This window comes from Arcicella sp. (genome assembly GCF_964672035.1).
Genome location: NZ_CBABQS010000025.1, coordinates 40,976 through 53,535 on the forward strand (window position 1 = coordinate 40,976; position 12,560 = coordinate 53,535).

Sequence of the window (12,560 nt, forward strand, 5' to 3'; positions counted from 1 at the left end):
TTAGTGTAGTTGACCTTTTTGAGGTCAATATTACGCTTTAACTTGTCTAAACTCGTCATTATTGCTTGCACATTCCCAAACAATCTATTTCTTATCTTGATTTTATTAAAAATTTGAATTACAAAATTACACCATTTGCGATTTAAAACGCTTAATAATACGCAAAAAGGGCTTAATTTATATCATTTTGAAACTGCTGTAAATAGAATTTCAAGTTATGCAATCTGGTACTATCGGTATCTTTCAGTTTTAGAATCACGCTTAATGTACCATCGTTGTCAAAAATATAAACCAATTTAGGGCTGTCTCTGGGGCAAATTATAAAAGATGGTACTAAATAATCGTACTTCGCATTATTCTTTAACGATCCAAATCTGGCATAAGTCTTTATATCTTTTGAAGCCAAACCATAATAAAAGTAGTAATAATGAAACCAGGGTAAATGCTACTTTGAGGAGTAGCTTATTATTTTGGCTCATTTTATATAGGGTAAAAAATATTAAATAAATGAGATTTGGGCAGATTCAAATTTACGGATTTTACAGTTCAAAACCCTGATTTTACCGTAAAATAGAACGTTTTATCTCTTATTTTATGGAATTTTGACACTTTGTGCCTAACAATTTTCCCCCTCAAGCGGTTAACATTTCATGAAAACACAACAAATCATTCTCACCGACCAAGAAATTGACCGCATCGTAGAAATGGCATGGGAAGACCGCACGCCTTTTGATGCAATCACTGCCCAATTTGGACTGAAAGAACAAGAAGTTATTGAAGTAATGCGTAAGGAAATGAAGCCATCTTCTTTCCGTATGTGGCGTGAGCGTGTGCAAGGTCGGGCGACAAAACATCGGGCAAAAAGCGTGGTAGATGATGCCCGTTTTAAATGTACATTGCAAAAGAAAATTTCGTTAAATAAGATTTCTAAGCGAAATTGAGTAGTTATACGGAATAAGATTTTGTTTAGATTTTTTATAAATGAATCTATAAATTCTGTTTTTGCAAAATTTTATACCGCTTTTACTTGAAAATGACCGCTTAATAAAAATAATATTCTCTCATATTGTATTTTTGTAAAATTTCTTAGAATATCTCAAAGAAAGTATTTAGCTTTGTTCTAAAATCCTGTCCCACCATTATTTGCCAATCATAAAAACGTATCTTTTTAAAAAATTACCAACTATGTAGAACGGTAAAATTATGGCTATTTTGTCTATGTTACCCAAGTTGTCTATGTAGATTCAAAATTCTAAACAACTAATAAAATGAGTATTAAATTGGATCAGATTGATCATAAAGTATTGGAGATTTTACAGCAAAATGCTAAAATAACGAATGCCCAATTATCAAAAGAAATAGGTCTATCACCCGCTCCGACTTTAGAAAGAGTGAAGAAATTAGAAACGGCAGGGATTATTGAGAGCTATCACGCACAATTGAACCGTGATAAAGTGGGTTTGGGCGTAACAACTTTCGTAACAATTACCTTAACTGGACATAAAAAACAAGTAACCGAATCGTTTGTTTCTCAAGTAAATTTAATTCCAGAAGTAATTGAATGTCACCACGTTACGGGTTCTGGAGATTTTCTTTTGAAGATAATTGCGAAGGATATTTCGTCTTATCAGAAATTAATGTTGGAGAAAATTAACGAAATTGAAGAAGTAGCAGGAACACAAACAATGGTAATTCTTTCGACTTTTAAAGAAAGTAAAGTATTGCCAATTCCGTGATAATATATGAGTTCTGTCATTGCGACCGTAGGTAAGCAATCTGTTGGACTGATGCAAAAGTGTTTAAATACTTCTTCCCGTAAGCCAACAGATTGCTTCCCTGCGGACGCAATGACAAACACTACTACTCTTCAATTAAAATATTAAAACTAAAATCCAGCGGGTCAAAGGATTTAGCTACTTGACTTATAAATGCTGGATTATTGAGATAAAAATTTAAGAAATTCTCGGCTCTTTCCTGTGGTACGCCATTTGGAAATAGTTTTTGTTTTACCCCCAAAAGTTGATTTACTTCCGTTTCTTGATTGCGTTCTTCGGCTTTTTTGAGGCGTTTTTCAAGGTTTTCTAAAGCATTCAAAACCTTTTGTTGCTCACCTTTCACGGCTCCTTCCAAAGTTTTATCTACCTTCACGGCTTTCTCTAAAATCTTGTCAAAAACATTAGCAAACGCTTGACTTTCAGTCGTTAAGCTCAATGAATTTTGCGAATTACGCTCTACAAAATTCTTTTTCAGGGTTATTTCATCCAAGAATAAATCGTTCGCTGAAAGTCCTAATTTCTCAATTCTCTTAGCGGTTGATTTATTGATAATCATCCCAAAATTTCGAGGCATTAAAATGGGGAATTCTACATTGTGAAAATCAAATATTCCTTTCAATTGCAACCAATATGGCACTTCAGAGGGGCCACCGATGTAGGCTAAATTGGGTAAAATAACTTCCTCATACACAGGACGTAACACCACATTTGGACTAAATCTTTCAGGTTCAGTTTCTAATAAATACAATATTTCAGCTTCCGAAAATTGAATATCGGTATTCAATACTTTGTATAAATCTCCCTCTTTCGTAATGCGTTCACGCACGCCGTCTGTGAGGTAGAAAAAGTTAATTTCTCTGGGAACAATTTGCGTTTTGTAGCCTAAATTTTCTAAATCTTTGGTCGTTTTCGAGACAATGTCGAAGGCAGAATGATTTAATAAATCGTTTTTAATGATTGGAATAAATTGTCTTTTTAAATCTCTATCATCGGCATCAATGCAGATAAGTCCCTGATTACCAAATAGTTCATGGGCGTAACATCGGGCGGCATTTGCTAATGTTTCATGATTTAGATAAGCATCTTTGAAAATTGTTGGACATTCAGACATTTCTGAAATCAAGGTTTCTAATTCCTTCGGATTCATTCGTCCAACTGCTCCTTTTTGAGTAGTTTCCCAAGCTAAATTTTTACCAAATAAGGAGAAGTGATTGATTTCTGCAAAATCATGGTCTTCACTCGCCATCCAATACACAGGAACGAAATTATATTCTGGAAAATAACTTTTCAATTTATACGCCAAATTGATGGTCGTAATCATTTTGAAGACTACGTATAAAGGCCCTGTGAAGATGTTTAATTGATGTCCTGTTGTTACGGTGAAGGTATTTTCCTGTAGAAGAATATCTAAATCAGGTTGATTTGAAAGGTTTTTGTATTGCTTTTTGAGGGTTTCAACCAATACTTTTCGCTTTTCTACGTCGAATTTTTTGAGTGCAATTTGTTTATTAAACCCTTGAATATCAGGATAATTACCAGAAAATTCCGTAATTTTGGGAGATTGCTGAATGAAGTCTAAAAATAACGACGAGAATTGATTTACTTCTGAAAGCGTAAGTTGGTTGATTTGCATAGTGAATTTAACGTAAAGGGAAATCGGGTTTTTACCCTTTTTTTTCTAACGAATAAGTTTGATAGTTTGTTCCTTTTTTTAGATTGTAATGTTAGACCACGGATGAGTCCGCAATGGAATTTATTTCCTTAAAACTCCCATAAAGAACAAAATCCAACCTATCATCAAACTCATTCCGCCAATGGGTGCGACTGCTCCCCACATCGTTACGCCCGTAGCACAAATGAGATAGAGTGAACCTGAGAAAATTATAGTGCCAACGATAAAGGCATAACCCGCCCATGTGAGAAATTTATGGGAAATTTTATCGGTCAAAATCCCCACGAATATCAATGTCAAAGCACCGTACATTTGGTATCGAGCTGCTGTTTCATAAGTTTCAGTACGACTGGATGCTTCCAAGGCTACTTTAAAAGCGTGAGCGCCAAAGGCACCCAAGGCAATGGATAAACCTGCTAATATGGCTCCTGATTTTAGGAATAATTTGTTCATTTATATTATTTTTTTAAACTCGTTGCAAAATGTCTATTCATAACCAAAATTGCTTCTTCAATCGTTCCTAAGCCCACTTCTGCTCTTCTTTTGTTGAGATTTGGCGGGTCAATAACAATTTTGGGTTCATAGCCAGTGCCTTTTTCGTTAATTTTAAGCTGAGTTCCGTACACTTGTGGCTTTCCTTGATTGAAGTTGACCCTATCGGTCAAATACGCAAATTCGATGGGATTTGCATTGATTTTGTCAATGTGTTTTTTCATTTCAACCAAAACATCTTGTTGAAATACGGCATCATCATCAAAACGTTGAACCATTTGCAAAAAATTATGAGAGCTTTGTTCGCCCACTTCTCTGTATCCCAAAAAACCATTTTCTTTGAAAAGCGTTTTGAGTTGAATTTTGTCTGTATCACCCACTGATTTCCATTCATCCATCAGGTTTTTCATTTCTGGCGAGTCATTTTTTACATTCTGATTCATAAAATCAATGTGTCGTTTCGCAACGGATTGGTCATGTTCAATCATCGAATCAATTTGCTTAGCAACCGCTGGAAGTTTTACGGTTTCAGTTTGAGCAATCATTTGAACCGTTGTAAATAGTATGAATAAGAATGACAAGATTTGCTTTTTCATTTTATTAGAAATTGTGCTCTTTTTAAACGAAATGGTTTGGGGATTTGCATAGAATTAAAGTCCAGATTTTAATAAAATAAGTAAAAAGTCAAATTTCAATAATTTCGTTTGTAATAATAGAGGCGAAGGTGTAAAAACCTTTGCCTCTATTATTGTTTTAAATTTATAGAAAACCGCTAACTGGGTTAATTACTTTTATTTCTTCCGCTTCAAAGCTAAATCATGGGCGGTATCGTAATAACTTCTTAGATTTATCCAGTCAAAAGTTTCGGAAATACTTTCTACACGGTTACGTTGCGTAATCCGTTCACGTTGAGATTGTTTGACGAATTTCAAGAGCATTTCTGATAATTGTTCGGCTGCTTTATGGAAATCTTGCGAAGTCCGATTGACTACCATTACGCCCCATTGCTCGTAATCACGCATGATTTGCATCATATAATCCCCAAAACCCGAAAGGTCAGAAGTAATCGTAGGCACACCACGGGCAATACATTCTAAAGGCGTGTATCCCCACGGTTCATAGTAACTTGGGAAAACACCTAAATTGCAACCTCGCACAAATTGACCATAATCTAAGCCAAAAAGTGGATTGGTCGAAACAATAAAGTCGGGATGATACACAATTTTAACCCTATCTTCAGGATTATTCATCAAATTAGCTTTGCGAGTATAATTCGTGATGCCATCTTCTTGTTTAAGTAAATGCGTAACCACTTTTGGGCGTTTGTTGGTCTTCCAAGTTTGGATAGTTCTGCGCAAACGCAAACGCCAATATTCGTCAATAAATTCATTCAAATCGGGCATTTTCAAGTCCGTTGCCGAGGCTGATGCTTGGAAGAGTTTTTCCCCAATTTGTTTTTCGATAGCATTACAAGTTTCATGAATTTCATCCATTACCGCCCTTGATTGCAACACTTCTGGGTCAATGGAATGGAAAGGTTGTTTGGTAATAAAAAACATCACTACCGTCTTGTCAATTTTTGCTTGTTTCATCTTATAATTCAGTCTTGCAAGGGCTTCTAAAGTGATGTCATAACCTTTATTGGAGAATTCATAACGCCCTGAAGTAAAGAAATACAAGGTTTTTTCAAGGTCGAATGGTTGACTTTGAAAGAAATGCCCCATCACAAATTCATTGATTTTATCTTTAAATTTGGTATGAAGATTCTGGTGTTCGTGCATCGCCGAGAAACGGGTGATATTGAGTCCGTTTGGTAGAATCAAATCAGGAACTTTACCCAATAAAAATTCACATTCACGGGCGGTCACATCACTCACGGTCGTCATGACGTTGCAGAGATTTGCTGCCAAACGTTCGATGGTTGCTTGGGTTTCTATTCCATAATGCCTTGCTTCATCTAACCAGTTGAAAGTGTGGAGTTTATCGTAAAAATTGGGCACATTTCCTGCTAAATAACGACCCAACATGGTAGCGTGAGTCGTGAAAACTGTGGCAATTTTTACGCCATCTTTTTTCAAATCAGGAATACACGTTGCGGCCATCCATTCGTGAATGTGCGCCACTATTTCAGCCTTATTCGCTTGCTCTTGGCATAATTCAGTTAAGAAAACACGAATCATTTCACCAAATAAAATCGTCTGATTTACGATTTCCTCAACGTTGATAGTCGAAACTTGATGAAACTCCCAAAGTCGCCCCTTCAATTCATTAATTTTATCAGTAATCGAATTTAAATCAAATAAAATAATTTTGGGTTTACCCGTAATAAGCCAATAGCCGTAATGTACGCCTAAACCCGCCTGTCTCATTTTCTGAATGGTTTTTCCGACAATAGAATCGTCTAAATCTTCAACTGGTTCGAATTCAGCTGAGGCAGTTTGCGGGAAATAAGGACCTAAAAGAAAATAATTATCTCCCCATTTTTCTACCATAGAAGGCACTTTTGTTCGGATAACGGTGTAGATTCCACCCACTTGGTTACAAGTTTCCCAAGCAATTTCGATTAATACTTTTTGCTTGTTGGCAGATGATTTGATTGGGTTTTGGATTTCCATAGTTGGGGATTTACTGGTTATTATTTATCTGTTATTAGTCAGTCGGCGAACCGCTATTGGTAAGTTTAACGTTTTATTGTAGTGTAAATTAATAATTTTATTAAATTATTTTATGATTTTTTTGTAATAAAAGTATAAATATCGGTCGTAAAACATTTAATAAGAAGTTATTTATTGAATTACTGAATTTGTTTTTTAAGAAAAGCGCTTTCGTTTACTGGTATAAATGTTAAAAGGCTGTCACCGACAACCTTTACCTTTAATCTTCCAAAATATTCCCCATAAATGTACTTTTAAAAGCAAAGGAAATTAAGAAAAATACAATTGCCCAACGTAAGTAGGGATGATAAAAATCTTGGACATTTCGGTAATTATTCTGCTTAATTTCTACTTTTTCTAAACGGTTAATTTCCTTAAAAATATTTTCTAAAGAACGGGCATCTGTGGCACGAAAAAATTTCCCTTCGCTAATTCTGGCAATCTCTCTTAGCGTGCCTTCATCCACTTTATCGGTCGTATTTTTGTCGCTTCCCACCGCCACGGTATATACTCGCACCCCAAATGCTTTTGCCAATTGAGCGGAGGTAACAGGGTCGAGATTTCCAGCAGTATTGTCGCCATCGGAAATCAAAATTGCTACTTTACTTTTTGATTTAATATCTCTTAAACGATTGATACACATTCCCAAAGCATTGCCAACGGCCGTTCCAGAAATCGTGATAAGATTTGAAGAGATGTCTTCAATATATTCGTTAAGCATTTCATAATCAGTAGTTAATGGACAAAGAGAATAGGGTTCTCCCGAGAAAATTACGAGTCCTATTCGGTCTTGCGAACGCCCTTTGATGAACTCATTTGCCACATTTTTAGCCACTGATAAACGACTTGGAGGAATATCTTTGTTGTCCATTGATTTAGAAATATCCATCGCCAACATAATGTCAATTCCCTCAGCGAATTGGTCGGATTCAGCCATTGAACGTTGCGGACGAGCCAACGCAATAATAATTAACGCAATCGTAAACATCAAGAAAATACCAGGAATAAAACGCAAAAAACTAATCCAATTTGACTGAATATCATTGGCAGGAAATGCCACATTGAGTTTTTGAGTAGAATTACTCCGAAGCCAATCACGCAAAAGGAAAAGGATTGGAATAGCCGGTAAAATATAAAGATATAGGGGATGCGCCCAATCGAAACTCGAAAAGGTGGATGGGAGAAACCAATATTTTGAAAACCAATCTGTCATATCTTTCGGTAAACGGTTTACGGTGAACGGAGAATGTTCCACAATTAACGGTTCTATGGAGAATTACTCCCTGTTTACTATTCCCCGTTTACCTTTTACCGTTCTCCGTGTATCGTTTTATGAACTAAGCCCTAACTCAAGTCTGCGTTCACGATAAAGCCCTTCCGCCAGTTCTTGAAGTATCTGCAAAGATGCAATTGTTTTACTGGAATATACACCTCCATAAACAGTGGCATCAATTTCTCGAAGGGCATCCGACAAACGATTATCTTTGAGATTATCTAAAATTTCTTTGGTTGTAAAAGTGGTAAATGGTTTGTCTTCAATGCGTTCAATGTACTTTTTCCAAAGTACTACGGCCTTTTCAATATTCTCTAAACGCTTTTTTGCATCATCCGTTCCTCGACTAAGGCGTTGAAAAAGTTTCCTAAAATCATCATATCGTCTTTTAAAATTAAAGAGCTTAATCTGTCGGCGGATAGGCTTTCCAAAAAACCAAAAGACCATCCCAACCATTAGCAGTAAGCCAATAATAACCAAGAAAATTAATGGAAAATTAACTTGTCGAGCAATAGGAATGAGGCGAGTATCTTTTTTGAGTGAAAGTGTATCAATGCTCACATCAGATTTGATAATACTATTCAAAATCACGTAATCAATTGGGGCAAATACACGAGTACAATCACGCTTAGAAAGCACATACACGGGCAAACTCAACTCCTGTACGGGCCAAACTTCAAAAGAAATGAGGGTATAAACTACACTGTCCAAACTCCCATTTTCATCGGTGATGGTATTAAAATATTCCCGTTTAACCAATTCAAAAGGAGTAAAATTATAAGAAGAATCAGGAAAAAAAATATCCGCAGTTGCCGTATGTCGATAACTGAGGGCATATTTTACGGGTAAACCCACTTTTACACTATCACTCAGAAACTTGCCCTTGGGTGGTGTCCAACTGGGGATTTGGGCCGATGTAGAAAATGAATAGAAAAGCGAGAATAGGACATAGAGGATAACCATTGGACCCAAAAACAATGTGTTATTTTTTATTTGTAATCTATGATGAAATGTCCGAATTATTGACTTATAATATGTATTCATTATTCTCTAAAACTTTTACGCTAAAAAAATCTACTTCCTAACCCGAAACAACTTAATCAATTTAGGCACATAATCCTCCGAGGCATCAATGGCTAAATAATTGGCTCGGTTTTGCTTACATATTTGGTCTAATTGTTCCGAATTTTTCTCAAATAAATCTTTCATTCTATTTCTAAACCAATTGGAAGAAGCATTAATCCAAATCGTTTTTCTACTTTCTGTATCAAATACGGGAATAATACCCAAACGTGGCAAATTAGTTTCTCGTTGGTCGTAGAGATGAATCACAATTAAATCATGTCTTCGGGCGAGGGCTTTTAGGTTTTCTTCGTAACCTGTATCAATAAAATCAGATACCAAAATTACTAAACTCCTGCGTTTCAATACGTCCAACGTAAACAAAATCATTTTTTTAAGATTTGTTCCTGTGGATTCTGCTTTTAGCTTAAAAAGCTCCAAAATCGTTCTGTAACCGTGTTTTAGGGTATTAGCGGGTTTAATATATTTCTCTTTTTGGTCAGAAAAACACAATAATCCCACGTGACTTGCCTCCTTAATGGCTGATAAAGTCAAAACGCCACAAATCTCTTTGATGGTATCTAATTTTGAACGGTCGGACCGCCCAACATTTTGCGAAGCACTCACATCAACCACAAAAAATACCGTTTGTTCTTTCTCTTCTTTAAATATTTTCACGAACGTTCCGTGTCCTTTGGCGGAGGTATTCCAGTCGATAAGTCGCACATCATCACCGTATTGATACAATCGTAAATCGCTGAATTCCAAGCCTGAACCTTTAAAAATAGAATGGAAATTTCCCCGCATTTGCGAAGTTACCGCCTTGCGAATTTTGATTTCGTATTTATAAAGTTTGGATAAAAATTCGTTTGGGTTCATTATTTAGGGTTAGAACTTGGTTGGTAGGAATTAGTGATTTAAAAGAACACTCTTTCCTAATCGTTGCCTCTAACATTTTGCCTTTCAGAACTCAAAAATAAGCATTTAAGCCTGATTAGTCGTTATTAAATCCAGTTATTTGTTAAAAGGTGAAAGGTGAAAGTTACTCAGAGTCTCACAGAGTTTTATATAAAGTTTCACTAATGAAGAATAAAAAAACCTGTGAAACTTTGTGATAAACTCTGATTAACGCAATGTCCAAAAAATCCAATGAAAAATCAATCAAACATAAACTACATTTCCCAAAAAAACTTATCTTGCAAAAATTCACAACAATCTTCAACAAAACTATGAACAACCAAAATCAAACCGCCCACCAAAGTCTTTTGGAAGAAAGAAAGCTACGTTTGGAAACCATCAAATTGGGCGGAGGACTCAAAAATATTCAAAAACAACACGACAGAGGTAAACTCGTCGCCCGTGAACGCATTGATTATTTGATCGATGACAATACAGAATTCTTAGAAATTGGTGCATTTGTGGGCTACGAAATGTATGCCGAACATGGCGGTTGTCCTGCGGGTGGAACGGTGGGTGGTTTAGGCTATGTGTCTGGCAGACTGTGCGTTATCGTGGCAAATGACCAAACGGTAAAGGCTGGAGCCTATTTTCCAATTACGGGCAAAAAGAATTTGCGCCTCCAAGAAATTGCGATGCAAAACCATTTGCCCATTATTTATTTGGTGGATAGTGCAGGCGTTTTTTTACCGATGCAAGACGAAATCTTCCCCGATCGTGAGCATTTTGGAAGAGTTTTTTACAATAATTCTTTAATGAGTGCGATGGGAATTACCCAAATTTCAGCCGTTTTGGGCAGTTGCGTGGCGGGTGGAGCATATTTGCCCATTATGTCGGACGAAACATTGATGGTAGAAGGACAAAGTTCAATATTTTTGGCAGGACCTTATCTGGTCAAAGCGGCCGTTGGTGAAAACATTGACGCAGAAACGTTGGGCGGAGCCGTTACGCACACCGAAATTTCAGGCATTGCCGATTATAAGTTCAAAACCGAACAAGAATGTTTAGACCACGTAAAAAGAACAATTGGTAAAATGGGAGAATTGCCAAATGCGGGATTCAATCGTACAGAGGCACATTTACCCACCAAAAATCCCGAAGAAATCTTAGATATTTTTCCAGAATTAAGAACAAAACCTTATAATATGCTCGATATTATTGAGCGTTTGGTGGATAATTCTGAGTTTGACGAATTCAAAAAAGATTACGGTAAAACCATCATTTGTGGCTACGCACGTATTGATGGTTGGGCAGTAGGAATTGTAGCAAATCAGCGAATGGTCGTGAAAAGTGCCAAAGGAGAAGTACAAATTGGGGGCGTAATTTATAACGATTCAGCTGATAAATCCGCTCGATTTATTATGAATTGTAACCAGAAAAGAATCCCCTTGGTTTTCTTGCAAGATGTTACGGGTTTCATGGTTGGCAGTCGGTCGGAACATTCTGGGATTACGAAAGATGGGGCAAAAATGGTGAATGCCGTTTCCAATTCTATCGTCCCAAAATTCACCATAATTATCGGAAATTCATACGGTGCGGGCAACTATGCCATGTGCGGGAAGGCGTATAATCCGAGTTTTATTTACGCTTGGCATTCTGCAAAAATTGCTGTGATGGGTGGGGAGCAAGCCGCAAAAACGCTTCTACAAACGCAAATTGCTTCGATGAAAGCCAAGGGGAAAGAATTCACGAAAGAGGAAGAGGACGGAATTTTGAAGGGAATTATGGATAGATACAACGTTCAAACCACGCCTTATTATGCCGCTGCAAGGTTGTGGGTGGATGAAATAATTGAGCCTTTGGATACTCGGAAAGTAATTTCAAAAGGTATTGAAGCCGCAAATCACGCACCGATTACGAAAGATTTTAAGGTTGGAGTTTTTCAAGTGTAATATTATTTGCATTTATCAAATAATATGTATAAATTTTACTTCCTAAAAACTAAAATCAATGTCATTATGAAAAAAGTCTCCAATCTTATTTATCACAAAGGAAATACCGTGACGGTTATTGATGGCTCAAAAACGGTATATGATGCCTTGGAAATTATGGTTCAAAAAAATATTGGAGCGTTGGTTGTGTATGACAATGATAAATTTGTGGGGGTTGTTACAGAGCGAGATTACGCTCAGAAGGTAATTGTGAAAGGAAGACACTCGCACGATACATTGGTTTCGGAAATTATGCAAGCTTCGCCAGCTACCGTAAAATTTGAAGATACCATTGAAAGATGTATGGAATTGATGTCGGACAAACACATTAGATATTTACCCGTGATAGCAGAAAGTCACGTAGTGGGTTTAGTTTCGATGGGTGATGTGGTGCGTTACATTATTGAAGACCAAAAAGATACGATTAATCATTTACAGAATTTTATTTCTGGGGGAATGTAGAATAGTTGATAGTTATTAGAGAATAGTTAATAGTTGAAAGTCGGATACGTTTACCCAAGAGGGAGTGTTTTCTTCAAATTAAACTATTAATTATTCTCTATTAATTATTCACTAATTACACATCAAAACCTGCTAAGTAACGTGTAAATAATAAGTTGGTCAAATTCTTCCTTTGATAAGATAGCTCCATTTAGGTCTTTTATCATCGAAAGTGACATATTTTTCGATATTATCTTTAAATTTCTGACAAACCTCTCTTTTGGTTAAATATTGCTTTGTGTT

General features: G+C 36.3%; 11 protein-coding genes. 4 read left to right on the plus strand and 7 right to left on the minus strand.

The window, feature by feature from the left end; all coding sequences use genetic code 11:
- Positions 1-650 precede the first annotated feature (650 nt).
- The gene (locus AC1W31_RS09375) at positions 651-941 is read left to right on the plus strand and encodes a TIGR03643 family protein (protein WP_481734172.1); all 291 of its coding nucleotides are present in this window, start codon (positions 651-653) and stop codon (positions 939-941) included.
- 327 nt (positions 942-1,268) lie between these two features.
- Positions 1,269-1,736 carry an Lrp/AsnC family transcriptional regulator gene (locus tag AC1W31_RS09380; protein WP_481734173.1) on the plus strand — a complete coding sequence of 156 codons (468 nt, stop codon included), beginning with the start codon at positions 1,269-1,271 and terminating at the stop codon, positions 1,734-1,736.
- 124 nt (positions 1,737-1,860) lie between these two features.
- Here AC1W31_RS09380 and bshC read toward each other — a convergent pair whose 3' ends face one another.
- From bshC to AC1W31_RS09415, 7 genes are all read right to left on the minus strand, one after another.
- Positions 1,861-3,408, minus strand: coding sequence for a bacillithiol biosynthesis cysteine-adding enzyme BshC (gene bshC / locus AC1W31_RS09385; RefSeq protein ID WP_481734174.1), 1,548 nt, complete (start codon positions 3,406-3,408; stop codon positions 1,861-1,863).
- 120 nt (positions 3,409-3,528) lie between these two features.
- A complete protein-coding gene (locus tag AC1W31_RS09390) occupies positions 3,529-3,900 on the minus strand; it encodes a DUF423 domain-containing protein (protein ID WP_481734175.1) in 372 nt (123 codons plus the stop codon).
- A gap of 5 nt (positions 3,901-3,905) precedes the next feature.
- Complete coding sequence (locus tag AC1W31_RS09395) at positions 3,906-4,535, minus strand: DUF6624 domain-containing protein (RefSeq protein WP_481734176.1); 630 nt, start codon at positions 4,533-4,535, stop codon at positions 3,906-3,908.
- A 195-nt stretch (positions 4,536-4,730) separates the two neighbouring features.
- A complete protein-coding gene (locus AC1W31_RS09400; protein WP_481734177.1) occupies positions 4,731-6,554 on the minus strand; it encodes a glycosyltransferase in 1,824 nt (607 codons plus the stop codon).
- Positions 6,555-6,813: 259 nt separating this feature from the next.
- Positions 6,814-7,848, minus strand: a complete 1,035-nt coding sequence (locus tag AC1W31_RS09405; RefSeq protein WP_481734178.1) for a vWA domain-containing protein — start codon at positions 7,846-7,848, stop codon at positions 6,814-6,816.
- A gap of 75 nt (positions 7,849-7,923) precedes the next feature.
- Positions 7,924-8,829, minus strand: a complete 906-nt coding sequence (locus AC1W31_RS09410) for a hypothetical protein (RefSeq protein ID WP_481734179.1) — start codon at positions 8,827-8,829, stop codon at positions 7,924-7,926.
- Positions 8,830-8,940: 111 nt separating this feature from the next.
- Positions 8,941-9,807, minus strand: a complete 867-nt coding sequence (locus AC1W31_RS09415) for a DUF58 domain-containing protein (RefSeq protein WP_481734180.1) — start codon at positions 9,805-9,807, stop codon at positions 8,941-8,943.
- A gap of 350 nt (positions 9,808-10,157) precedes the next feature.
- Here AC1W31_RS09415 and AC1W31_RS09420 point away from each other — a divergent pair, with 350 nt between their 5' ends.
- The gene (locus AC1W31_RS09420) at positions 10,158-11,777 is read left to right on the plus strand and encodes an acyl-CoA carboxylase subunit beta (RefSeq protein WP_481734181.1); all 1,620 of its coding nucleotides are present in this window, start codon (positions 10,158-10,160) and stop codon (positions 11,775-11,777) included.
- 66 nt (positions 11,778-11,843) lie between these two features.
- On the plus strand, positions 11,844-12,278 hold the full coding sequence (locus tag AC1W31_RS09425; protein ID WP_481734182.1) for a CBS domain-containing protein: 435 nt from the start codon (positions 11,844-11,846) through the stop codon (positions 12,276-12,278).
- The last annotated feature ends 282 nt before the right edge of the window (positions 12,279-12,560 follow it).